Origin of the sequence: Snodgrassella gandavensis (genome assembly GCF_914768025.1) — a bacterium.
Classification (GTDB): domain Bacteria; phylum Pseudomonadota; class Gammaproteobacteria; order Burkholderiales; family Neisseriaceae; genus Snodgrassella; species Snodgrassella gandavensis.
Window position 1 is genome coordinate 151,662 of the sequence record NZ_CAJZCE010000002.1, and the last position, 24,603, is coordinate 176,264.

The following is a 24,603-nucleotide window of genomic DNA, read 5'->3' on the forward strand; positions in this document are numbered from 1 at the left end:
TTACTGTTTGTTTAAAGCCTGCTGGCAGAGTAGTGCGGTAAGCAGACACAGGCTCACAGGCATGATAAAGTCTGGCGTGATGTTGGTTATTTCCAGTACAAATAATATGGCAGTGAGGGGCATTTTTTGCTGTATAGCCAGAAAAACGGTGGCACCAGTCACCACTGCGGCAACAACGGGCACTGATGGTAGTACATTGTTCCAAGCAGTGGCTGCCAGTAATGCGATGAGGCCGCCGAGCATCATTGAGGGGGTAATAAACCCACCATAAGCACCACCGCGGGTTGCCAGCAGCAGTGCCAGCCATTTGCCGATTAGCAGTACCAGAGCGTAATGCCAGCCAATGCTGGCATTAAATAACAGTTCGTTACCGGCTTTGCCATTACCCAGTATTTCTGGTAACCACATGGCCATGACACCAATTAATATAAAAGCAGCCATACTGATAAAAATCAGTTTGGGATTACTACGGGTGGCTGGTTTACAGTAGGCTAGCTGGCGTTGTAACAACCATGAGCTGGTAGCGATTACCGGACCGAGCAGCAGTGCCCAAATTAACAGTGGGCTGTTCAGACTAAAGGTTGGTAGCTGATAGGCTGGTGTGCTGCCCAATCCCACACGGGCGACCCAGGCAGCAGTCGTACAGCAGATTAAAGCAGCGATAACATGATTACGCTGAAAACTGAATAGCAAGGTTTCCAGCGCAAACAGGGCAGCAGCCAGTGGCACATCAAAAACCGCGGACAGACCGGCAGCCGCACTACAGGCCAGCAGGATTTTGCGCTCTTCAGTGCTGATAGATAAGCGACGGCTAATATAATCAGCAAGGGCTGAACTGATTTCACGTGGTGCTGTTTCACGTCCGAGAGGAGAACCCATACCTACGGTAAGTATCTGAAGCAGGCCATGCATCAAGGTGGTGCTTAATGGGATGGGTGTGCCGCTGTTACCGATTGCCTGTTTGATGTCAACCAGTTTGGGGGCATAACGGTGCAGTATGAACCAGCCTGTGCCGGCAACCACGCCACAGCCGCTTAAGGCCAGTAGCCGATGTGTGGCGCTGGTTTGTTCGACTATGTTGCGAAAAGTGATGCCATCAATGCGGGAAATTCCGTAAACTATCTGCTGAATAAGATGCAGTAAGCCGATAAGCACCATGCCGGCCACACCAGCAATGGCACCACAGAGCAATAATAAGGCTATTAGTTTAGGGCTTAATCTGGCCATATCACTATGAATTTGTAGTAAATAAAAAGTGTTTTTTACATTTTAAATGACTATATTGTAAACGTCAGTACAGGGATTGCCGAATTTTGGCATGTGCCTGTGCTAAAATTAGACCATTTTGTCAGGATTTTAAAGGAACATTCCTGTGATCAGTACCAATAATATTACGATGCAGTTTGGCGCTAAGCCATTGTTTGAAAATGTGTCGGTGAAGTTCGGTGGCGGCCATCGTTATGGTTTGATTGGTGCCAACGGTTCAGGTAAATCAACTTTTATGAAAATTCTGGGTGGCGATCTGGAACCCAGCAGTGGTGAAGTTGCCATCGATCAGGGGCTGCGGCTGGGTAAGCTGCGGCAGGATCAATTTGCGTATGAAGATATGCGGGTGCTGGATGTGGTGTTGATGGGGCATACGGAAATGTGGGCTGCCATGACAGAGCGTGATGCTATCTATGCCAATCCGGATGCTACTGAAGATGACTATATGCGCGCGGCTGATCTGGAAGCTAAGTTTGCCGAGTATGATGGTTATACGGCTGAGGCACGTGCTGCCGAATTGCTTGCCGGTGTGGGCATTGATGAGCATTTACATAATGCCAGTATGAGTGAAGTAGCACCCGGCTTCAAACTGCGTGTACTGCTGGCACAGGCACTGTTTTCCAAACCAGACGTGCTGCTGCTGGATGAACCTACCAATAATCTGGATATCAATACCATTCGCTGGCTGGAAGGAGTATTGAATAGCTATGAATCTACCATGATTATTATTTCACACGACCGCCACTTTCTGAATGAAGTGTGCACTTATATGGCCGATGTGGATTATGGTGGCATTACGTTGTATCCGGGTAATTATGATGATTATATGCTGGCTTCAACTCAGGCGCGTGAACGTACCCTGAAAGACAATGCCAAAGCCAAGGAAAAACTACAGGAATTGCAGGAATTTGTGGCGCGTTTTTCCGCCAATAAATCCAAGGCAAGGCAGGCAACCAGTCGTGCCAAACTGGCAGATAAAATCAAGGCCGATATGGTAGAAGTGAAGCCATCCAGCCGTCAGAGTCCGTTTATCCGCTTTAATTTTGACGACAAGAAAAAATTACACCGGCAGGCACTGGAAGTACAGGATTTATCCAAGCGATTCGACCGGCAATTGTTTAACAAGCTGAATCTGATGCTGGATGCTGGTGAGCGGCTGGCCATTATCGGCCCGAATGGTGCCGGTAAATCCACCCTGCTGAAATTACTGGCCGGCGCATACGATGAAGCCTGTAACGAAGGCATCAAGGCAGATACAGGTAAAGTTAAATGGGCGGAAAAAGCACAGGTAGGCTATTACCCGCAAGACCATGAAAATGATTTTGATGTACCGATGACTTTAACTGAGTGGATGCGCCAGTGGGGTAAAGACGGCGATGATGAGCAGGTGATTCGCGGTACTTTGGGACGCTTGCTTTTTGGCAGCAATGAAGTGGGCAAGCAGGTGCAGGTACTGTCGGGTGGTGAAAAAGGCCGTATGCTGTATGGCAAGCTGATTTTGCAGGAACCGAATGTGCTGGTGATGGATGAACCCACTAACCACATGGATATGGAAAGTATTGAGGCGTTAAATATGGCGCTGGAAAAATTCCCGGGTACGCTGGTGTTTGTGTCTCATGACCGCCAGTTTGTTTCCAGTCTGGCTACGCAGATTCTTGAGCTGGATGGTGAAGGCGGCTTTGAGTATTATCTGGGTGATTATGAAGGCTATCTGGCCAAAAAAGGCCTGATCTGATTTTGTGCTGACTGCCTGTATTTACAGGCAGTTTTTTATATGGGAGAAAAGTAATGAGTATAGACAGGAATGATACGGTAAAGCTGGTTGACTGTACGGAAAAAGAACACGCAGCAGCCATTCTGGCGCTTTTTAACGATACTATTGCTGGTTCTACTGCCCTGTATGATTATGAACCGCGCTCGCTGTCATTCATGGAAGGCTGGTTTGCAGCCAAGCGTGCGCGCAACTGCCCAGTAGTTGGTGCAGTAAACGGGCAGGGAGAACTGCTGGCCTTTGCTTCATGGGGTGCATTCCGGGATTATCCGGCTAATAAATACACGGTAGAACACAGTGTGTATGTACGCAATGACTGCCGGCGGCAAGGGCTGGCACGCAAGCTGATGCAGGAACTGATTACGCGTGCACAAAAGGCAGATATGCATGTATTAATGGGTGTAATTGATGCAGCCAATAGTGGTAGCATAGCCCTGCATGAGCAGCTTGGCTTCAAACATGTGGGCACATTGCCGCAGATTGGTTTCAAGTTCGGCCACTGGCTGGATGCGGCGCTGTACCAGCTCATTCTGGAAACACCAGCGCAGCCTGTGGATGGCTGATAAACACATGATGCTGTTTCAGGCGATTCTCAGCCACCAGTGTACGCTCAGTAAACCGAGTATGGTGAGCAATAAGGAACCGCCTGTATGCAGCAGTATATGGGTTATGGCCAGAGCATAGCGTTGTGATTGGAGTAATTGCACAGATTCGAGCGAAAAAGTTGAAAAAGTAGTCAGCCCGCCAAGAAAACCGGTGATGACAAACAAGCGCCATTCGGGTGCAATATTCACCAAATGCATAAACAGGCCACTGGACAGGCCAATCAGATAGGCTCCTGTCCAGTTGGCCATTAAGGTGCCATACGGCAGACAGGAATGAAGTGAATTCAGGCTGATACCTAGCAGCCAGCGCAAAATGGCACCCAGCGCAGCTCCGCTGGCAATAGCGAATAAAGATAAATACATAATGAATCCAGTAAAAAAAACACGGGTATAGGATTATTTATTTTACGCTAAAGCAGTATCCTATATTGCCATAAGCAACTGAAATGACTACGCTAGGGTTTTAGTCACTGTAAAAAATATTAATATGAATTTAACCGAAACCAAAATCACCAGCAAAGAAATTTATCGAGGTTCATTTTTAAATGTGTTTGAGGATACCGTCAGCTTGCCGAATGGCAAGCAGGCACAGCGGGTAGTGGTACAGCATCCCGGTGCCGCAGCGGTACTGGCCGTGACTGCTGAACAGAAAGTGGTACTGGTAAGGCAATGGCGCTATCCGGTGGGAGAGGCATTACTGGAAATTCCGGCGGGCAAGCTGGATGGCAAAAATGAGGATCCGGCTGATGCAGCCTTGCGGGAGTTGGCGGAAGAAACTCCTTATACCGCAGCAGAAGTTAAACTGATTCATACTTTCTATACCGTGCCCGGTTTCGGTGATGAAAAAATGTATCTTTATCTGGCGGAAAATGTGCAGCCCAATAGTGCACTGGCAGCAGATGAGGATGAAATTCTTGAACCATTACTGCTAAGCCGGGATGAAGTGCGTACGGCATTGGCCAATAACCAGATTCATGACGGCAAAACCCTGATTGCCTTGCAGTACTGGCTATTGTATTGCTAAAACTGGAGGATGCCGTGATGCAAATCATTCCATTACCCGCCTTGTCGGATAATTATATCTGGTTGCTGCGGCAGGGAAGTCAGGCAATAGTGATAGACCCAGGTGAAGCCGCTGTGGTGAAGAATTATCTGGCTGCACAGGCGTTAAACCTGAATGCTATCTGGCTTACCCATGCACACCATGACCATATTGGTGGTGTAGCAGCATTAAAACAACACTATCCACAGTGTGAGGTTATTGGCTGGGGTGAGTGGCCTGAGGTGAACAGGGCAGTAAACGAAGGCAGCGAATTTGAAGTTTTCGGGCAACAGATATCTGTATGGCATATTCCCGGTCATACTGCTGATCATCTGGCTTATCTATTGGCTGATTCTGCTGGCCAGCAACGGGTATTTTGTGGTGATACGCTGCTTAGTGCCGGTTGCGGACGGGTATTTACCGGAACTATGGCACAAATGTTTGCCAGCTTGCAGCGCTTAAACAGCCTGCCGCAAGATACTTTATTTTATCCGGCACATGAGTATACGGCAGCTAATTTAAAATTTGCTCAGGTTGTAGAACCGGATAATCCGGCAATCCGGCAGGCATTATCGCAGACAGCAACATTACCCACATTACCGGTAAGTTTGGCACATGAACGTGATATTAATCCTTTTTTGCGTACCAGCCAGCCGCCAGTTATCGCATCAGTAGTGCAGAAAGGATTGCCTGAGCAGCAGTCCACTGAGCCACTGGCAGTATTTACCTGTTTGCGGGAATGGAAAAACCGTTTTTGATTACGGTATAGGTTACAGCATGTTATCATTGAGCCAGCATAATAACGAAGGAATATATGAGTTGAAACAGGGCTGAATGATAACAACTGATGATATCGGCCAGTGAAAGATTCATGGCGCTTTCAGCCTGTCAACCTGTCTGAATATGAAAACAACTTCGCCATACTGTATGAACTGGACACAATTATTAAGTGCCCAACGTTTTAAACCGGATAATGGCTGTATCGTGCCTACTGTGACCGCCTCCAGTGAAGAAGGCGCGGAGGCTTTACGTACTGATTTTCACATAGATTATGATCGTGTGGTGTTTTCCAGCGGTTTTCGCCGTCTGGCACGTAAAACGCAGGTGCATCCGTTTGCTTTGCATGACAACACGCACAACCGCCTCACTCATAGTGTTGAAGTAGCCAGTGTCGGGCGCAGCTTGGGCAATCGTGTCGGCGTTATGCTGGCTGCCGGTAATTTTCTACCACCGGGCAGTCATGCTGCCGATATTGGTGCGATAGTACAGGTAGCCTGTCTGGCGCATGATTTTGGTAATCCGCCGTTTGGGCATACCGGTGAAGATGCACTGCGAGAATGGTTTCGTGACCCGCAGCACGCACATTATTTACAGGAGCTAAGCACTGCTGAGCGCAATGATATTGAAACCTATGAAGGTAATGCACATAGCCTGCGACTGGTGGCCAGTCTGGAAATGTATCAGAACGATGGCGGCATGCGCCTCACCGCAGCAGTTATCGGTGCCTTGCTGAAATACCCGTGGACAAGTTCGGCTGAGCAGGGGCGGCGTAAATTCAATATTTATCAGACAGAACTGCCTTTTATCCGTTGTATTGCTCAACAGCTTGGCTTGCCAGAGGCGGGTGAAAATCACTGGGTACGGCATCCATTATCCTATTTAATGGAAGCTGCCGATGATATCTGCTACGCCTTGCTGGATTTGGAAGATGCAGTGGAGCTGGGCTTGTTACAGGTTGATGAAGTAGAGCAAATCCTGTCCAGACTAACCAATAAAGAATATGAATGGCATTCGTATGCTAGTCAGGAACGTTGTGCCCGTTTGCGTGGTATTGCTATTGGCCGTGCGGTAGATGATATTGCGCATACTTTTATCAAACACCACGGTGATTTATTAAATGGCTCCTTTCGTGGCAAAGATTTACTTGCTCTGGCCAGCCCAGACGTAAATGAGGCACTGCATGCAGCCAAGGAGCTGGCACGGACAAGGATATTCCGCCACCAGAGCAAGCTGATTACGGAAATCGCTACTTTTCCCTGTCTAGGTTCGATTCTGGGCTTGCTGGTACCGGCTGTGTATGCGTTTATTAAAACCGATAAATTAAGCAAACGGCAGGAGTTGGCCTTGTCCTTATTGAAGGAACAGAAGCTAAGCAGAGACGATGGTTTGTATCTGGCCTATATGAAAGTGCTGGATTTTGTCGGTGGCATGACGGATAACACCGCAGCGAAACTGGCGCGTGAGGTATCCGGTATTGGTATGTTGTAGATTTTGCGCCTGAGGGTTATATAAAATAATTATATAAATCATAAGCATAAATATTTATTTTATTTTTATTCCCGTTTTTTGCTTGCCAAGGATCAGATTATTGCGTATTATCGCGCTTCTTGATTTTCGGTGACTCTTAAACGAGTTCGAAAGCAATGCACCCGTAGCTCAGTTGGATAGAGTATCTGGCTACGAACCAGAGGGTCGGGCGTTCGAATCGCTCCGGGTGCACCATCAAGACAACGCGCCCATCGTCTAGCGGTTAGGACATCGCCCTTTCACGGCGGTAACCGGGGTTCGATTCCCCGTGGGCGTGCCAGATTCTGAAAACCTGTTTGATTTTTCAAACAGGTTTTTTTATTTTGTTTAAATTCTGTTAGTGATGGATTTATCTGGTGGCTATTTGTCTCAATAATCCTACTTATTAGCGTCATCACTGAATAAGTTTGAATCATGTGGCTGATACAGCGGAACTCAACTTATACACCCAGATAAGCAGCACGTTGAGACAGCCAGCGTTGCAGATGTTTATTAACTATTTCTGGTTGCTGGCTAATCAAAATCGGCGCCAGATCACGTGCTTTTTCCAGTAATGGCAAATCTTCTTCCAGATTGGCAAAGCGCAGCATGGGCACACCACTTTGGCGTGCTCCCAGAAATTCTCCGGGGCCACGGATGTTTAAATCTTGTCTGGCAATCTCAAAACCATCAGTATTTTCATAAATTACTTTCAGGCGCGCTTTAGCCAAATCGCCCAGCGGTTCACTAAACAGCAATACACAGCGGCTGGCCGCAGCACCACGCCCTACGCGTCCGCGCAGTTGATGCAATTGCGCCAGTCCCATACGCTCCGCGTGTTCGATAACCATCAGGCTGGCATTAGGCACATCCACACCCACTTCAATCACAGTGGTTGCTACCAGTACCTGAGTACTCCCTTCGACGAATGCCACCATCACCGCCGCTTTTTCCGCAGGTTTCAGACGGCCATGAATCAGGCCTATGGTCAGTTCCGGCAAGGCAGCCTGTAATTGAACAACGGTATCCACTGCTGTTTGTAATTGTAAGGTTTCCGATTCCTCAATCAATGGGCATACCCAATACACCTGTCGCCCCTGAGTGCAGGTATGCTTCACCAGTTTTTCCACTTCATGTCGGCGCGCACTGTTTACCAAACGGGTTACTACCGGCGTGCGTCCGGGCGGCAGTTCATCAATCACCGAAACATCCAGATCAGCAAAAAAACTCATTGCCAGTGTCCGTGGTATCGGGGTGGCAGACATCATCAACTGATGTACATCATCTCCTTTATTCTTTAAGGCCAGACGCTGGGCTACACCAAAGCGGTGTTGTTCATCAACAATAACCAACCCCAGATTATGAAAGGCTACATCATCCTGAAACAGCGCATGCGTGCCAACAGCCAGTTGAACCGTACCGTTTGCCAGCTCATTTTTGGCTTCTTTACGGGCTTTTTTGCGCACACTACCGGAAAGCCAGACAATCCTGATTCCCAATGGCGCAAACCATTGCTGAAATTTCAGGTAATGCTGTTCAGCCAGAATCTCTGTAGGTGCCATTACCGCTACCTGAAAACCAGCTTCCATTGCTGCTGCGGCAGCAAGTGCACAAACAATGGTTTTGCCGCTACCCACATCTCCTTGTAATAAACGGTGCATCGGATGTGTTTGTGCCAAGTCATTCGTGATTTCAGCAATGGCACGCTGTTGTGCCGTAGTTAAGGCGAAACCCAGATTAGCCAGTAAAGGTTGACTGATGCGTCCGTCACCACATAAAGCTGTGGCGTGACCACTCAAACGCTGCTGGCGAGCCAGCCGCATTGATAATTGCTGTGCCAGTAATTCATCGAATTTCAGCCGCTGCCATGCTGGTAAAGTGCCTTCATGTAAGTCCCGCGCCGTGTACTCAGGTGGGGGAGAATGCAGAAAAGTCAGACTTTCCAGAAAGGAAGGTAATTGCAATTGTTGTAATAGCTCGGCTGGCAGGGTATCGTCGGCAGGCAGATGCTTAAGTGAAGCCTGAATCAGGCGACGTAAAGTGGGTTGATTCAGTCCATTAACTGTAGGGTAAATTGGTGTCAGGCTTTCGGCTAATCCCTTGTCGATATCGGTACGAATTTTGGGATGTACCATTTCATCACCAAAAAAGCCATGTCTGATTTCACCAAGCGCCCGAATCACATTGCCTTCTGCCAGTTGTTTTTGCTGACTGGGGTAAAAATGCAGAAAACGCAGATACAAAACATATCCGGATACATCTTTAACTTGTACTACTAACTGTTTGCGCGGACGAAATTGTATTTGTTGATGGATTACCGTTGCTTCAATCTGGACTGGTACACCCGTCTGGGCGTCAGCGATTGGGGTGATATGAGTTTCGTCTTCATAGCGTAAAGGCAGGTGCAGAGCCAAATCCCAGATATTACTGATATTGAGCTTGGCCAGTTTAGCAAGTGTGCCTGCACTGACAGGAAAAGGAAAAGCAGCGGTAGACATGGTGAAACAGTTAAAAGATATGATGCAACACTGCTACCATAGCATGTTTAAACGCATATCGCTATTCTGGCTGGCGTTACCTCAATTAATAGCAGATAAATGACTGGCGATTATTTAATAGATGTCTTTGTCACAAAAATAAACCCGTTTTGCTGGCCGGTAATTTTATCCGCAGCAAAACGGGTAGATTTTCAGAATCAATTAATCCTGTCGTTCTACTTGGGTTACATCACGTACTGCACCGGTATCGGCGCTGGTAGTCATCGCGGCATAGGCGCGTAAAGCAACGGAAACATGGCGCTGGCGCTCTACAGGTTTCCATGCACGGGCACCACGGCTTTCCATCTCTGCACGGCGTTGTTGTAATTCAGAGTCAGATACGGCCAGATGAATCCGGCGTGCAGGAATATCAATTTCAATAATATCGCCTTCGTGTACCAGACCAATATTGCCACCTTCAGCCGCCTCTGGCGAAGCGTGGCCAATTGACAAGCCGGATGTGCCACCGGAAAAACGACCATCGGTGAGCAGGGCACAGGCTTTACCCAAGCCTTTGGATTTCAGATAGCTGGTAGGATAAAGCATTTCCTGCATACCGGGCCCACCTTTAGGACCTTCATAACGGATAATAACCACATCACCAGCCACAATCTGATTGCCCAGAATGGCTTCAACCGCCTCATCTTGGCTTTCAAATACGCGGGCACGGCCGCTAAATTTAAGAATACTGTCGTCTACACCAGCGGTTTTCACCACACAGCCACGTTCGGCCAGATTGCCAAACAAAACCGCCAGACCGCCATCCTGTGAATAGGCATGTTCTTTATCACGGATACAGCCATTTGCACGATCCAGATCAAGCGATGGCCATATACTGTTCTGCGAGAAAGCTTCTGTTGAACGTACACCACCCGGCGCAGCCTGATATCGTTGTTTTGCCTCTGTATTGGCCGGATTGCTTACATCCCAGTGTGCAATCGCATCTGCCAGCGTGGGCGTATGGACAGTATGCACGCTGGTATCCAGTAGGCCGGCACGATTGAGCTGAGACAGAATGGCCATTACTCCGCCGGCGCGATGTACATCTTCCATATGATATTTCTGCGTAGCCGGTGCAACTTTACACAGACAGGGCACATGCCGGCTTAACAGGTCGATATCGGCCATTTTGAAATTAACCCTAGCTTCGGTAGCAGCGGCGAGTAGGTGCAATACTGTATTGGTAGAACCGCCCATAGCGATATCCAGACTCATGGCATTATTAAACGCTGCCTTGGTGGCAATGCTGCGGGGAAGAACACTGCTATCATCCTGTTCATAATAGCGTTTGGCTAATTCAACAATACGCCGTCCAGCTTCGAGAAACAGTTCTTTACGTAATGCATGGGTAGCCAGTAAAGAACCATTACCGGGCAAAGACAAGCCCAGTGCCTCAGTCAGACAGTTCATCGAATTGGCCGTAAACATGCCGGAGCAGGAGCCGCAGGTAGGGCAGGCACTGCGTTCTATACTGGCCACAGTTTCATCGCTGATTTTATCGTTACCGGCTTCAATCATCGCATCAATCAGATCCAGCTTGCGCATCTGTTGCTGACCATTAGTCGTAGCGATGATTTTACCGGCTTCCATCGGGCCACCGGATACAAATATGGTTGGAATATTCAGGCGCATCGACGCCATCAGCATGCCCGGGGTAATTTTGTCGCAGTTGGATATACACACCAGCGCATCTGCACAATGGGCATTAACCATATATTCAACGCTATCGGCAATCAGGTCGCGTGAAGGCAAACTGTACAGCATCCCTTCATGCCCCATGGCAATGCCGTCATCTACGGCAATAGTATTAAATTCCTTAGCGATACCACCGGAACGCTCAATTTCGCGTGCCACCAACTGACCGATATTATGTAAATGCACATGGCCGGGAACAAACTGAGTAAAAGAATTGGCAATGGCAATAATGGGTTTGCCGAAATCATGATCGGCAACCCCAGTTGCGCGCCATAGTGCTCGCGCACCAGCCATATTGCGCCCGTGTGTGGAAGTCTGTGAACGGTATTGTGGCATGATTATTCCCTTGTATGTTTTTTTATCTGTAAATGTAAAACAACTGCCAGCATGGTACGCAGACAGTTGATGTTTGTAAACTCAGGGCTAAACTTTAATTACAATAGTTGTAGCTAGAACATTTGCAGTGTACGCCGAAATTTATTTTTCGAAATAGTATGTGCTGATATGTATTATCTACATGGCTATTTCTCAGCTTTTATGACTATTGTCTTGGCTAAATAATCTTGAAGAGTACGGTAATTAATATTTTTTAGAAAAAGCATAATCAGGCAAAAAATAGCCAGAAGTGGAAAATTAAATACTCTACCATCAAATAATTCAGAAGGTTTGACAAATATAACTACCAAAATAACAATAATATGTGAAATCATCTGAAAACTAATTTCGCGAAGCAATACAGTACCAGCAAATCCCGGATTTTGACCGTAAATACCAATAACTTTAATACCCATCAGTCGTTTACCAATAGATTGCCCTGTGATACTCATCTGTATAGTTTGCCAAAGCGCAAAAATGACCACAGGTAAAATAATATATAAAAATATACTTGATAGATCATGTGTTTCTTCAGAAACAAACAGCAATCCTAAAATAGATGAGACTGGTTCTGTAGACTCGTAGTCAGAAAGAAACCATAATTCAAAAGGTTGTACAATATTTTGTCCTAAGGCCTCAGATTTAAAATCAAATGTTGCGTTATAAATGCGCAGACCTATAAAAATAATAAAATAATATATTGCATTATTAATTAAATAGGCTGCAATTCTCCTCCACGGAGAAGCTAATTCGACTGCGACTGAGCTACGGGATTCAGTCATAAACAATTTAGATTGATTATTATTTGAGTCTGAATGTTGTTGTGTGTTTACCATAATTGAATCTATCCCAAATTTTGTATATTTTGCTTTTATAGACAATAGTTAATTCTGTTACTAAATTCTATAATAAATCGACTTATCGCACCTCTCCTGCTCCGGATGGGTACTGCCCATCTTCCATATGATATTTCTGCGTAGCCGGTGCAGCTTTACATAACAGGGTACATGGCGGCTTAACAGGTCGATATCGGCCATTTTGAAATTAACTCCAGCTTCGGTAGCAGCGGCGAGTAGGTGCAATACTGTATTGGTAGAACCGCCCACAGCGATATCCAGACTCATGACATTATTAAACGCTGCCTTGGTGGCAATGCTGCGGGGAAGAACACTGCTATCATCCTGTTCATAATAGCGTTTGGCTAATTCAACAATACGCCGTCCAGCTTCGAGAAATAATTCTTTACGTAATGCATGGGTAGCCAGTAAAGAACCATTACCGGGTAAAGACAAGCCCAGTACTTCAGTCAGACAGTTCATTGAATTGGCCGTAAACATGCCGGAGCAGGAACCGCAGGTAGGGCAGGCACTGCGTTCTATACTGGCCACAGTTTCATCGCTGACTTTATCATTACCGACTTCATTCATCGTATCCATCAAATCCAATTTGTGCCTTTATTGCTAACCATTAGTGTTTGCAAAATTATGATCGGCAACTCAAGTTGCGCGTCATAGTGCATGCGCACCCATAGTACACATGAAGTTAATTTTTGTAAACTAAGGGCTAGATTTTATTTTAATTACAATGGTTGTAGCCAGATAGTCTTCTAAAGTGCGACGATAAGTTGCGGTGCGAAATAACATAAACAGGCAAATAACATAAAAAAATAAAGCTATAGTATTAGGTTTAGCTAATGCAATTACAATATTTTGATAAAAGATCAGATTTAGTGATAGACCTACTGTGATTAATGCAACAGCAGGGACTGCTGTACGGAGTAAAACAGTTCCAATAAAGCCGGGATTACTACCGTCTATCCCGATAACTTTTATTCTTAGCAGTTTTTTTCCAAAGGATTGGCCTTTTGTACTCATCATAATGCTCTGACCAATAAAATACATTAATAACGGAACTAAAGTAGCCAGTATTAAACATATTTTTCCGGCTAGGACACTGTGCAACATTTTGGCTGAAAGCCCAAAGAAAAGTGTGCCCAGAATCATACCAAGATGAAAAATCAGCCCGTTAATTAAAACAGCAGCAATACGCATCCAAGGTGAGGCTAGTTCAACTTCATAATCGTCCGCTAAGGTATTGGTGGATGAAGAGGAAAGAAAATCAGTCATATATAAAGGTATCAAAAAGTAAATATAAGATATATAGAGTAAATAATATTTTATATTTATATCAATTTATAGTTGAATTGACAGGATATAAACTATTGACTGAACTAGCAGATAGACTATTTGGATAAATAGTAATGCCACTGCAATTATAAATTTCTGCTTGATTAGAAAACAACAAAATAATTATTCAAGCTATAAAATCTTTAGGAAATACTAATTAGCAAATTTATATTTGTATTTAAATTAACTGATTAATGATGATGTTTAGTGTATTTGTGTCAATGATTGCTTATATCACTATGGCATGGCCTAATACTTTGATTACAACGATGTTAGCAGGATAGCCTCATCGTTGGGCTATTTGCCTCTAATCGAATATAACAAACAAACACTCCTTAATTTTTTGTTTGAATGTGCGTGGTCACTCCAATCTGGATTAGCTTTATATATTTTTCTGGTTACCTAGTGCTCTTATTGCTTTTAGACAGATTTCCGTTGCTCTACTGATGAATTACGTTAGAATCAGCTTATCTGTTTGTAAAGGGGTGAATCATGCAGCCATTGTCACATTATCCGTTTATTATTATCGGTGCTGGTCCCGTTGGTATGCTCGCCGCTCTGAAGTTACAGCAGCAGGGTAAGCCTGTATTACTGCTGGAAGCGCGTGCTGCCGACAGCCACTTAACTGACCAGCGCACACTGGCTTTGTCATATCACAGTATTCAGGCTTTCCGGCGGGCTGGTGTGGATCTGCCTGATGAAACCTTTACTTTTATTCAGCAGGTACATGTATCGCGACAACAACATTTTGGCCGTGTATTGCTGACAGCGCAGGATATTAATTTGCCGTATCTCGGTGCCACAATTGATTATGCTCGGCTATTACATGCCTGTGAAAAGGCATTGCAAAAATATCATGTACCTGTGCAATGGCAGACTACTGTAGAGCAAGTACAAAGTACCGCGCATTGGGCTTCAGTACAATGCATATTTCAGCAACAACAGCATATTCTGACAGCGCAATGGCTGATTCTGGCTGAGGGCGGTAATCTGGCGGCCAGTTTGCCGGATATTCGAGTGCGTAGCCATGACTACCGACAGCAGGCACTGGTAAATACTCTGAAATTTGAATCGAGTAATCAGTCTATTGCCTATGAACGTTTTACCCGAAATGGCCCTTTCGCATTATTGCCTTATGGTGATGATTTTCGTCTGGTATGGACTTGTACTCCCAAGGAAGCACAACAGCGCCAGCAGCAGGATGTGCATGCATTTAATCAACAATTACAGGCTGTAATGGGAAACCGGCTTGGTCAGTTGTGTCAGATGGGCACGCCGGCGACTTTTCCACTGAAATTGCGTCAGCTTAATCAGGTGTACAGTCAACGGGTAATCTGTATCGGTAATGCAGCCCAAACCATGCATCCGGTTGCAGCTCAGGGATTGAATCTGGGGGTACGCGATGCGGAAACGCTCAGTGAGATATTGGGTAATGCGGACCCGGCGGCTCTGGATAATGCTGCTTTGGCCAGAAAGTATGCACAGACACGTGCATATGATGCTCGTGCAGTTGTTGGTTTTACCCATATTCTGGTACAGCTGTTTGATCATGCCCATAGCGGGCTTAAATATGGGCAAAGTCTGGGTATGGGCATTCTTGGTGCAATACCTGCATTAAGACACCAATTTACCAGACAGCTGGTTTTTGGCCTGAACCAGCATTCCAGTTATCTGGTTAAATGAGAATGCTTTATTAATATGGATAGTAATATGAGTAATAAGCAGCAGTATGATTTTAATGTCACTATTCTGGGGGGCGGGCTGGTTGGTGCCACTCTGGCTCTGGCCTTGCACCAGCAGGGCAAAAAAGTGCTGTTACTGGAAAAAAAGCCACCTCAAACCAATTTAAGCAGCCTGTCTCAGGCTTGGGATGCTCGTATTTATGCCGTCAGTCCAGCTAATCAGCAGTTTTTAAATAAATTAGGTATCTGGCCAGCAGAACGAGTGCAGGCAGTAAGCCATATGCAAGTGTATGGTGATGGTCATGGGCATATCAGCTTTGATGCTGCCAGTGTAAACGTACCCTGTTTAAATTATATGCTGGAAAACCGTTATCTGCTGGCAAGAATATGGCTGGCACTGGCAGAAAATGGTGTAACGATAGCAGAAAGCCGGCTGCTGTCGGTTAAAACCGATGTCTGGTCGGCACAGGTCACACTTGAAAATGGCGAGTCTTATCGTAGTCAGTTACTGGTAGGTGCGGATGGTGCCAATTCATGGCTGCGCGAACAGGTTGGCATCGAAGTAAGTGCTTCTCCTTACCGGCAGCAGGGGGTGGTAGCTAACTTCAGTACAGCAAAGCCACATCATGGTTGTGCCTATCAATGGTTCCGTGGTGGCGATATCCTCGCTTATCTGCCTTTGCCACAACAACAGATTTCTATTGTCTGGTCAACTGCTGATGCAGAAAAGCTGACTATGCTGGCCGGAGAAGATTTTGCCCGGCAGGTTGCTCAGGCTGGCCATTACACGCTGGGCGAGCTAACGCTGACTACACCAGTATTCACATTTGACCTGATAAAACGTCAGCCAAAGACGGTTATCAGTCAACGTGTTGCTTTGATTGGTGATGCCGCGCACACTGTTCATCCGCTAGCTGGACAGGGTGTTAATTTGGGTTTTGCTGATGTACAGTGCCTCAGCAATCTCTTGGCACAATCTAGTGATATAGGTAACTGGTCATTGCTCAAGCAGTATCAGCGTTCCAGATTGCTGGCAGTACGTATGATGCAACAGGGATGTGATGGACTGTTCCGGTTGTTTGCCAATGATGATTTACCCGGTATAGGCTGGTTACGTAATCAGGGACTGAATATGGTTGATTGTTCGGGGATGATTAAGAACAGGCTGATTCGTCAGGCCATGGGTTTATAATGCTACAGATTAAATCTGTATTATTTTTCCCTTAGCTTTCAGGCTACCATACGCATGCTCCTGAAGTTTAATCAGTACGTTTATTCGATCATTAAGTAAACAATATAATTGTTCCAAGTATGAATTTTTTGATTACAAGATAGATATGGAGTTTAAATTTGGGTGGTATTTAATATGTGTCAGTAAGATTAATTTACTTAATATGCAGTGTTGCTTTTGCAGTTATTACTTTTTTACACTTAATAGATTTTAATTAATGACTCATTCTACCGGCTTGAGATTCAGAACACGTTACTATAGATAACCATAGTACACGGTAACAAAATTCGGACAGATGTATGAACCCAGATAAATAAAGAGAGTTAATAAATAGTTGAGAAGTATTATAATCACAAAATAAAAAGACCATATGAAATGGTCTTTTTCTGTTTTGTATGGTGCCCGGGGCCGGAATCGAACCGGCACGGCCGTTTTAAGAGCCGACGGATTTTAAGTCCGTTGTGTCTACCAATTTCACCACCCGGGCAGGGCAGTAATCAATATTAATACACACTGTGCATTAAATTTATGTTGGAGGCGGGGGCGCGGATTTAAACCGGCCTACACAGCTTTGCACACTGTGGCATAGTCACTCTGCCACCCCGCCATAAAGGCTATTTACATAGTATCTGGAGGCGGGAGTCGGAATCGAACCGGCGTACACGGATTTGCAGTCCGCTGCATGACCACTCTGCCATCCCGCCTTAAATATTTACTCAATCGGGTAGAGCAACTATTAAATTAAAATCTGGAGCGGGAAACGAGTCTCGAACTCGCGACCTCAACCTTGGCAAGGTTGCGCTCTACCAACTGAGCTATTCCCGCAGATTCACTTTATACATGTGAGCATGTTTTTTGGAGCGGGAAACGAGTCTCGAACTCGCGACCTCAACCTTGGCAAGGTTGCGCTCTACCAACTGAGCTATTCCCGCAGATTCACTTTATACATGTGAGCATGTTTTTTGGAGCGGGAAACGAGTCTCGAACTCGCGACCTCAACCTTGGCAAGGTTGCGCTCTACCAACTGAGCTATTCCCGCGTTTCTCATTCGTACTGAACGAAGAAGCAACATTATATCGATGAAAAAAATTGTGTCAAGGTTATTAGCAGGCTTAATGGGGTATTTTTTGCTTTTGCTATGATTTTTTAGGATTTAAATTCTTTGGTAGCCATCTTCAAATAATACAGCATTGACCAGATAGTCAGAATACAGGCAATAAGCATAAGAGTATTTCCCAGTTTCCAGAGCAGATTGGGTTCAGCCAGTGGTGGTGATGTCAGTAATAGAAGAAAAATAGCCCCCATCTGTGCCGCGGTTTTGAATTTGCCTAGTTTAGCTACGGCAACACTGTTGCGTTTACCCAGTTGAGCCATCCATTCCCGCAAAGCGGAAATAGTGATTTCACGACCAATGATAATCATGGCAAATATGGCATAAGTGCGGCCGGTGGCTACCAGTAATATCAGTGCTACAGCTACCATTAGTTTGTCTGCAACTGGATCAAGAAAAGCACCAAAATTGGATGTCTGCCCCCAGCGACGTGCCAGATAGCCATCAAACCAGTCAGTTATTGCCGCTGCAGCGAAAAAGCCTGCTGCCAGCCAGTTAATAATCTGACGATCACTAATCCAATCGGCAGGCAAGTAAAACAATAAGGTAAATATAGGAATGATGAGGATACGCAACCAGGTGAGCAATATCGGAAAATTCCAGGGCATAACGGGGTGTTCCTGACAGGTTATGATTTGGTTAGTTTACATGATACCTGTTTGAAAGCTTTATGGTGATTTTTTATCGCTAACTGATGTTCGCATCAGGAGCTGAATTGTAGTGTAAATTTATTTTTTTACTCAGATATTCAGTAGTTATTTGTGATTTATTGCAATTCAGGTATTTTGGGGCAGCTTTAGCTTCGGGCGGCATATATATATACTGCCCGAAGTTTAAGCCTGGCTTATTTCACCATATCCTTATATGCAGCATAACCTGCCGCATCCATTTCATCATAGGGGATAAACCTCAAGCTGGCTCCGTTGATACAATAACGTAAACCACCACGTTCCTGCGGGCCATCTGTGAATACATGCCCCAAGTGGGAGTCTGCCTGATGGCTGCGTACTTCAGTACGCTGCATACCAAGACTGTTATCCTGATGTTCGCTGACTACTTCAGACTGAATCGGCTGGCTGAACGCTGGCCAGCCACAGCCTGAATTAAATTTGTCGCGCGAGCTGAAAAGTGGTTCGCCGCTGACAATATCGACATAAATACCGGGAACAAACAGTTCATCGTACGGATGACTATATGGGCGCTCGGTGCCTGCGTTCTGTGTGATTTGATAAGCTTCTTCGCCTAGCTGCTGATGTAAAGTTGCAGCATCCGGCTTGTGGAAAGCTTTGGCATCATAAGCTTGAGTGGACGTTGCAGTTCTGGGAAGCTCCGGCAAGGGTTCATGGGCTTTTTGCAGATCGATATGGCAATAGCCCTGAGGATTTTTGTCCAGATAGTCCTGATGATATTCTTCAGCCGGAAAAAATTGTTGCAAGGGCAGATTTTCTACTACGATAGGTGCTTGATAACGGCCCTGTTCGGCTTTGATTGCTGCCTGGATAACATCGTGGTCAGCAGTATCAGTATAGTAAATACCACTACGGTATTGGGTGCCAATATCATGTGCCTGACGATTCAGGCTAGTGGGGTCTACAATACGAAAGAAGTGACGCAGTATGTCGGTTAAGGGCAAAACATCTGCATCGTATTCAACCTTTATGGTTTCTGCGTGACCGGTGTTTTGTTTACACACTTCTTCATAACTTGGATTCTCGGTATTGCCGTTGGCATAGCCAGTTTGGGTGGCAAGCACGCCATTTAAACGTTTAAAGTAGCCTTCCATGCCCCAAAAACAGCCACCGGCAAGATAAATATTTTTTATATTCATAATGTTATATTGTATCCTTATGTGATGTATACGTATATGCTAGCACTAGCCCGTATTGAATGAAAGATGTTGTTTTGCTTAATTATGTATGGGTGATATAAAATCTGTACTTAATTTTGGTTAATTCATGTATTGCTATATTGGTTGAAGATTATATGAGTATTATTACTTATTTGCGTCCGGCGCGGCCGGAGGACTGTGAAGATATTTATAATGCTCATCGCTATGCGGTGCAATATACCTGTGCGCGCAAATATAATGAAACGGTATTGAAAGCATGGTTATCATTATTGAATATTGAGAGCTATTCGCATACGATGGCAGATGCAAATAAAGCTTTATGGGTGGTTGATTATAAGGGACATATTCAGGGTTTCTTTCAGATGGATTTGGTTGAAGCTCAATTGGATGCCTTATATATCCATCCCTTTGTGCATAATCAGGGGTTGGGAACAGCTCTCTTGCTGCGTGCTGAAGATGTTGCCAGTCGTGCTGGTTTGGGTATGCTGAAACTGTATGCCTCGCTAAATTCAGTTAAATTTTATGAAATCAATGGCTATGCTTCGCTGGGTGAATGTGCCTTACCACTCAATAATGAGGTCACAGTGAACTGTTTGCTGATGCGTAAGTATTTAACTGAGTAGATATTTATTATAAGGGTCTAGACTGGTATCTGGAATGCAGCCAGTAGTGTGGCCAGTTAATCGGTTTTACTGATATTTGATTTGGTATCCATATTTTGCATGTATTTTAGTCAAAGGTGCAAATTGTCAGCATAGCTATTTTTATTAATCTGCATAAATAATTAATAAAACAAAATTTTTAATCCGGATGATTCAATCGATGGCAGCAACGAATGTGTTTTGTGTACGGGATTATTGTTTGTATTGTCATTCTTGTGATAGCTGTATACCACTTAAAATATTATTCATTTATTATGGGTTGCCTATTTTTTAATCAGTAAAAAATATATAATTAAAATCAGTATTTTATAATAGTTATCCCCATATTTTACCTAAAGTTTTGCGCTGGATTTTGTGTACAGGTGGATAAGTCAGCAATAATTGGTTATATTGTTTTGACATAAAAAATAAATGCGCTTGCCAGTCGTTGTAGTGCCTGCCACAATAGCTGTTCAATTCAATCAATATTAATTTGCATTTGTATGAAATGTCCCTTTTGCCAGCATCATAATACACAGGTGATTGATACGCGTTTGAGCGAATGTAATAACAGCATTCGCCGCCGTCGCCGTTGTTTGGCCTGTGACAGTCGGTTTAGTACGCTGGAAGTGGTGGAAATGCGAATGCCACTGATTATCAAGCGTACTGGGGAAAAGGTGCTGTTTGATCCGGCCAAGCTGTACACCAGTATTAGCAGGGCATTACATAAGCGGCCAATGGACCGGGAAAGTGTTGAAGATGCTGTAGCCGAGATTGAGACTAATCTTTATCACATGGGGGTCAAAGAAGTTCCCAGTCATATGATTGGAGATATGGTGTTGAATATGTTGGCTAAAATGGATGAGGTTGCTTATGTGCGCTTTGCGTCGGTGTATAAAAGTTTTCACGATGTTTCGGAGTTTACGCAACTGATTGCAGCATTGCAAAAGGTAGATTAAAGGTATTTATTCTGTCAGGCTATTTTGGGTCTGCTCGCTGCATTGGCTGCTAATTCTTGTTATACTTTGTAACCATTATGCCTTGTCATGAAAGCTTGAATATATCATGTTGAAATCTCGTTTATGGTTATTTGGAATAATCGCCTCGCTAAGTTTATCTGCATGTACGCAAAAAGATACTTCTGTGACGATGGATGCCAGTGATACTCAGGTCGCAAGCAGTGATGTACCCGCTGCTGCGGCTACATCCACCCAGACGCTAACCAGTAAGGATGGCAAGCTCAGTATTGTGGTAGATGGAGGTTTTGCTGATGTAATGGATAGCGCACAAGACTGGGTAGATCAGGCACAGGTAAATAACCTTACTTTATTGCAGCATGATGATGGCAGTAATATTACCTTGGCAGTTAACAATTTGGGTGCGATAAAAATCAAGGCAGATGAATATTTCAAAAATCTGGCTGATAGCCTGAAAAACAATGCAGATATCAGCAACCCTAAGGTAGGCATTGCTACCGAAAATCGCATGAACTATCGTTTTAGTCACCAGCAAAACGGTACTTTACTCCATGAAAGCTGTGTTGCTCTAGTTGGAAATGATAATCTTTATTCAGTCTGCGCCAGCAGTGATAGTGCCAGTGATGCTGAGCTTGCTGCTACGTTGAAAACTATTAATGTACAGAACAGTTAAAAATGAGCTTTTCTGAGCTTGATAAAAAATTCATGCAAACCGCCCTTGAGCTAGCCTGGCAAGGGCGGTTTTCTACCAACCCAAATCCGCGGGTAGGCTGCGTAATTACACGTGGTGAGCAAATTGTCGGTGAGGGATTTCACGTACTGGCTGGGCACGCACATGCTGAAGTACATGCATTACGGCAAGCTGGACAATTGGCACAAGATGCTACTGCCTATGTCACTTTGGAGCCTTGCAGCCATACCGGCCGCACAGGACCCTGTGCTCAGGCTCTGATTGATGCTCATATTAAGCGCGTGGTTGTGGCCATGAGTGATCCCAATCCGTTGGTCAAAGGTAATGGCCTAAGTATGTTGCAACAGGCGGGTATACAGGTTGATTGTGGTTTGTATATGCAGCAGGCACGTGAACTGAATGCAGGTTTTTTATCCAGACTGGAAAGACACAGACCCTATATCCGGCTGAAAATCGCGGCGAGTCTCGATAGCAAGACAGCATTGAGTAATGGTTTGAGCCAGTGGATAACCGGTGCGGCTGCACGCAATGATGTGCAGACATTACGTGCTGAAAGCTGTGCAGTATTAACGGGTATCAATACTATACTGGCAGATAATCCACAGTTAAATGTGCGGCGCTTTTCTGCATTGCGACAGCCACTACGTATCATTCTGGATAGTAAGCTACGCATCACTCCGGCTTATCAGGTGATTCATGATGTGAATAGTCCTACCCTGATTGTTACCACGGTTCGCGATAGGGTTAAAAAAGCTGTTTTTGACCCTTATCCACATGTTTCCATTCTTACTGTGCCGGCCAATCAGCATGGCCAGATTGATTTGCAAAAATTATGGCCGGTTTTGGTTCAACGCGATATTGGTCTGATACTGGTTGAAGCGGGTTCTATCCTGAATTCTGCTTTACTTGCTGCCAATGCCGTAGATGAGATAATTTATTATCAGGCTCCGAAAATTCTCGGAGCTGCAGCACGCAATGCTATTGAGTTAGCGGAAAATCCACAGGCATTAACTGATTCTGAATGGCAGACAGTTGATATAGCGGTTTTAGATCAGGATTGTCGCTGGTCATTGCGTCATCAACAAAGCACAGCCTGGTTAACAGGAACGGTGGGATAATGTTTGTAACTGGGTGTTTATTTAAACAATCTCTATTGTATATAAAAAAAACAGTGCTGAAAATAAACTATCGTTGTGTAACAATAAGCCTCATTGTTTGAGTGCTTCATTTATGTAACATCATATTTTTAGCATCATTGTTGATATTCTATTGGTATTTTAAAACAAAGGCTTCGCCATGCGTATTTTATTAACGGGTTCAAAAGGTCAGGTAGGTAGTTGCTTAAGGGACAGATTGCCGGAAAGTTGGGAATTGATTGCCAGTGACTCGCAGACACTAAATATTACTGATGCACATAATGTGCTCAATATGGTGAAAACTTTTGAACCGGATGTGATTATAAATGCAGCAGGTTACACCAAAGTTGATGCCGCAGAAACCGATATCGCCAAAGCTTTTGCAGTGAATGCAACAGGAACATTGAATCTGGCTCAGGCTGCCCGGGCAATTGGCGCACGCCTGATTCATCTGTCTACTGAGCAGGTATTTGATGGCCATCATCATGTGATTCTGACAGAAAATATGGCACCCAATCCACTGAATGTATACGGACACAGTAAGCTGGCAGGGGAGTTACTGGCTTTAAACGCGCACGTAGATACCGCTGTTATTCGTACCTCATGGGTATACAGTGAACATGGACATAATTTTGTCAAAATCATGTTGCAAAAAGGATTGGAAACATCCACTATTCGCGTGGTAGACGATCAGATTGGCTGCCCCACCTATGCGGGAGATTTGGCTGAAGCCATTATCCGCCTTGCTGCATTAACTAATCCTGCGCGCGGATTAATGCATTTTGCCGGTAGCCAGCAAATGAGTTGGGCAGATTTTGCCCAGCGTATTTTTGCTGAAGCTGCTGAAATTGATGAGCGTTACAAACAGGTCAAAGTTGAGCGAATTGGCACTGCTGATTATCAGTCGGCAGCCAGACGTCCAGAGTTTGGTATTCTGGATAGTCGTACTTTGCAAAATCTGCTTCCGGAACCTGTAGTCGATACGCCTTTGGCGCACATTGTTGCTAAACTACTGGATTAAAAGAATGTGCAAAAAAAGCGGGTTACTGGCTAACCCGCTTTTTAGTGCCCGATAGCATTACTTTTGTGTACGCATATCATGGTGCTCGATAATAAAGCCAGCATCCCGATACGTACGAAAACGCTGTCGTGCAGCTGCTATTTCATCCAAATCAGTACTCACCAGCTCCAATACTCGCTCTGGTAGCTGCGGAGCATCACACCAATAAACATCCGCCAGATTAATAACCACCCAATCTTTCTGTATTGCCGGTAAATCTGTACCATAAGCCAGTAATACCAATTGCCCAGTAATCGGCTGCGGTTGTTGCGGTGACCAGATTTCATGCGGGATGAAACTAGTGGCTTGAAATGACCATAGAGCATGATCAAACCGACTCATACTGCTTTCATCTTCTAACCAGATCAGAACGCTTGCTCCACTTTTATATACTTTTTGAGTCAGCCGGCAAGTAAAAGAGACTGGATCAGTAATATGAGTATAAAAAGTAGTAGTGGCCAT

The 24,603-nt window shown here is 44.9% G+C and carries 20 protein-coding genes, 8 tRNA genes and 2 pseudogenes; 14 read left to right on the forward strand and 16 right to left on the reverse strand.

Going from position 1 to position 24,603, the window contains the following annotated elements; translation table 11 throughout:
- Window positions 1-1,227, reverse strand: coding sequence for a chloride channel protein (locus MJ764_RS02455; protein WP_239324339.1), 1,227 nt, complete (start codon window positions 1,225-1,227; stop codon window positions 1-3).
- Between the two features lie 145 nt (window positions 1,228-1,372).
- On the opposite strand from MJ764_RS02455, the gene MJ764_RS02460 reads away from it, so the two are divergent.
- On the forward strand, window positions 1,373-3,001 hold the full coding sequence (locus MJ764_RS02460) for an ABC-F family ATPase (RefSeq protein WP_239324340.1): 1,629 nt from the start codon (window positions 1,373-1,375) through the stop codon (window positions 2,999-3,001).
- Window positions 3,002-3,054: 53 nt separating this feature from the next.
- Window positions 3,055-3,600, forward strand: a complete 546-nt coding sequence (locus MJ764_RS02465) for a GNAT family N-acetyltransferase (RefSeq protein WP_239324342.1) — start codon at window positions 3,055-3,057, stop codon at window positions 3,598-3,600.
- A gap of 18 nt (window positions 3,601-3,618) precedes the next feature.
- Here the strand turns inward: MJ764_RS02465 and crcB are convergent, their stop codons facing one another.
- Window positions 3,619-4,005: a fluoride efflux transporter CrcB gene (gene crcB, locus MJ764_RS02470; protein ID WP_239324343.1), complete on the reverse strand. Its 387-nt coding sequence runs from the start codon at window positions 4,003-4,005 to the stop codon at window positions 3,619-3,621.
- 124 nt (window positions 4,006-4,129) lie between these two features.
- Between crcB and MJ764_RS02475 the strand changes: the two genes are divergently transcribed.
- The 5 genes from MJ764_RS02475 to MJ764_RS02495 all read left to right on the forward strand — a co-directional run bounded on the left by MJ764_RS02475 (window position 4,130) and on the right by MJ764_RS02495 (window position 7,271).
- Window positions 4,130-4,666 carry an NUDIX hydrolase gene (locus MJ764_RS02475; RefSeq protein WP_239324345.1) on the forward strand — a complete coding sequence of 179 codons (537 nt, stop codon included), beginning with the start codon at window positions 4,130-4,132 and terminating at the stop codon, window positions 4,664-4,666.
- A 17-nt stretch (window positions 4,667-4,683) separates the two neighbouring features.
- Complete coding sequence (gene gloB, locus MJ764_RS02480; RefSeq protein WP_239324546.1) at window positions 4,684-5,442, forward strand: hydroxyacylglutathione hydrolase; 759 nt, start codon at window positions 4,684-4,686, stop codon at window positions 5,440-5,442.
- Between the two features lie 169 nt (window positions 5,443-5,611).
- Window positions 5,612-6,952, forward strand: coding sequence for a deoxyguanosinetriphosphate triphosphohydrolase (locus MJ764_RS02485; RefSeq protein WP_239324346.1), 1,341 nt, complete (start codon window positions 5,612-5,614; stop codon window positions 6,950-6,952).
- 157 nt (window positions 6,953-7,109) lie between these two features.
- Window positions 7,110-7,186: transfer RNA gene (locus tag MJ764_RS02490), tRNA-Arg, on the forward strand.
- A gap of 10 nt (window positions 7,187-7,196) precedes the next feature.
- A tRNA-Glu gene (locus tag MJ764_RS02495) sits at window positions 7,197-7,271 on the forward strand.
- A gap of 160 nt (window positions 7,272-7,431) precedes the next feature.
- Here MJ764_RS02495 and recG read toward each other — a convergent pair.
- The 5 genes and pseudogenes from recG to MJ764_RS02520 all read right to left on the reverse strand — a co-directional run bounded on the left by recG (window position 7,432) and on the right by MJ764_RS02520 (window position 13,703).
- Window positions 7,432-9,468 (reverse strand): ATP-dependent DNA helicase RecG, encoded by a 2,037-nt coding sequence (recG, locus tag MJ764_RS02500; protein ID WP_239324348.1) that lies wholly within the window; start codon window positions 9,466-9,468, stop codon window positions 7,432-7,434.
- A 201-nt stretch (window positions 9,469-9,669) separates the two neighbouring features.
- A complete protein-coding gene (ilvD, locus tag MJ764_RS02505) occupies window positions 9,670-11,538 on the reverse strand; it encodes a dihydroxy-acid dehydratase (protein WP_239324349.1) in 1,869 nt (622 codons plus the stop codon).
- Window positions 11,539-11,723: 185 nt separating this feature from the next.
- The gene (locus tag MJ764_RS02510) at window positions 11,724-12,413 is read right to left on the reverse strand and encodes an RDD family protein (RefSeq protein ID WP_239324351.1); all 690 of its coding nucleotides are present in this window, start codon (window positions 12,411-12,413) and stop codon (window positions 11,724-11,726) included.
- A 118-nt stretch (window positions 12,414-12,531) separates the two neighbouring features.
- Window positions 12,532-13,025 (reverse strand): annotated as a pseudogene (locus tag MJ764_RS02515) (dihydroxy-acid dehydratase domain-containing protein); the annotation flags it as partial.
- A gap of 108 nt (window positions 13,026-13,133) precedes the next feature.
- Complete coding sequence (locus MJ764_RS02520) at window positions 13,134-13,703, reverse strand: RDD family protein (protein ID WP_239324353.1); 570 nt, start codon at window positions 13,701-13,703, stop codon at window positions 13,134-13,136.
- 552 nt (window positions 13,704-14,255) lie between these two features.
- On the opposite strand from MJ764_RS02520, the gene MJ764_RS02525 reads away from it, so the two are divergent.
- Window positions 14,256-15,446, forward strand: a complete 1,191-nt coding sequence (locus MJ764_RS02525; RefSeq protein ID WP_239324355.1) for an FAD-dependent monooxygenase — start codon at window positions 14,256-14,258, stop codon at window positions 15,444-15,446.
- A gap of 27 nt (window positions 15,447-15,473) precedes the next feature.
- Complete coding sequence (locus MJ764_RS02530; RefSeq protein ID WP_239324357.1) at window positions 15,474-16,637, forward strand: FAD-dependent monooxygenase; 1,164 nt, start codon at window positions 15,474-15,476, stop codon at window positions 16,635-16,637.
- Between the two features lie 435 nt (window positions 16,638-17,072).
- Here MJ764_RS02530 and MJ764_RS02535 read toward each other — a convergent pair.
- The 8 genes and pseudogenes from MJ764_RS02535 to msrAB all read right to left on the reverse strand — a co-directional run.
- A tRNA-Leu gene (locus tag MJ764_RS02535) sits at window positions 17,073-17,163 on the reverse strand.
- A 45-nt stretch (window positions 17,164-17,208) separates the two neighbouring features.
- Window positions 17,209-17,283: transfer RNA gene (locus MJ764_RS02540), tRNA-Cys, on the reverse strand.
- Window positions 17,284-17,306: 23 nt separating this feature from the next.
- Window positions 17,307-17,380 (reverse strand) — tRNA-Cys (locus tag MJ764_RS02545).
- Window positions 17,381-17,425: 45 nt separating this feature from the next.
- Window positions 17,426-17,501 (reverse strand) — tRNA-Gly (locus MJ764_RS02550).
- 31 nt (window positions 17,502-17,532) lie between these two features.
- A tRNA-Gly gene (locus MJ764_RS02555) sits at window positions 17,533-17,608 on the reverse strand.
- A 31-nt stretch (window positions 17,609-17,639) separates the two neighbouring features.
- A tRNA-Gly gene (locus tag MJ764_RS02560) sits at window positions 17,640-17,715 on the reverse strand.
- 107 nt (window positions 17,716-17,822) lie between these two features.
- A complete protein-coding gene (gene pgsA / locus MJ764_RS02565) occupies window positions 17,823-18,395 on the reverse strand; it encodes a CDP-diacylglycerol--glycerol-3-phosphate 3-phosphatidyltransferase (protein ID WP_239324359.1) in 573 nt (190 codons plus the stop codon).
- Between the two features lie 236 nt (window positions 18,396-18,631).
- Window positions 18,632-19,618: pseudogene (gene msrAB, locus MJ764_RS02570) on the reverse strand (bifunctional peptide-methionine (S)-S-oxide reductase MsrA/peptide-methionine (R)-S-oxide reductase MsrB); the annotation flags it as partial.
- Window positions 19,619-19,770: 152 nt separating this feature from the next.
- On the opposite strand from msrAB, the gene MJ764_RS02575 reads away from it, so the two are divergent.
- The 5 genes from MJ764_RS02575 to rfbD all read left to right on the forward strand — a co-directional run bounded on the left by MJ764_RS02575 (window position 19,771) and on the right by rfbD (window position 24,102).
- Window positions 19,771-20,259, forward strand: coding sequence for a GNAT family N-acetyltransferase (locus tag MJ764_RS02575; protein WP_239324360.1), 489 nt, complete (start codon window positions 19,771-19,773; stop codon window positions 20,257-20,259).
- A 521-nt stretch (window positions 20,260-20,780) separates the two neighbouring features.
- Window positions 20,781-21,236, forward strand: coding sequence for a transcriptional regulator NrdR (gene nrdR, locus MJ764_RS02580; RefSeq protein WP_239324362.1), 456 nt, complete (start codon window positions 20,781-20,783; stop codon window positions 21,234-21,236).
- 106 nt (window positions 21,237-21,342) lie between these two features.
- The gene (locus MJ764_RS02585) at window positions 21,343-21,927 is read left to right on the forward strand and encodes a cytochrome C (RefSeq protein ID WP_239324364.1); all 585 of its coding nucleotides are present in this window, start codon (window positions 21,343-21,345) and stop codon (window positions 21,925-21,927) included.
- 2 nt (window positions 21,928-21,929) lie between these two features.
- Complete coding sequence (ribD, locus tag MJ764_RS02590) at window positions 21,930-23,063, forward strand: bifunctional diaminohydroxyphosphoribosylaminopyrimidine deaminase/5-amino-6-(5-phosphoribosylamino)uracil reductase RibD (RefSeq protein WP_239324366.1); 1,134 nt, start codon at window positions 21,930-21,932, stop codon at window positions 23,061-23,063.
- A gap of 178 nt (window positions 23,064-23,241) precedes the next feature.
- Window positions 23,242-24,102 carry a dTDP-4-dehydrorhamnose reductase gene (gene rfbD / locus MJ764_RS02595; protein WP_100090524.1) on the forward strand — a complete coding sequence of 287 codons (861 nt, stop codon included), beginning with the start codon at window positions 23,242-23,244 and terminating at the stop codon, window positions 24,100-24,102.
- A 57-nt stretch (window positions 24,103-24,159) separates the two neighbouring features.
- Here rfbD and MJ764_RS02600 read toward each other — a convergent pair whose 3' ends face one another.
- Complete coding sequence (locus MJ764_RS02600; protein ID WP_239324368.1) at window positions 24,160-24,603, reverse strand: DNA polymerase III subunit chi; 444 nt, start codon at window positions 24,601-24,603, stop codon at window positions 24,160-24,162.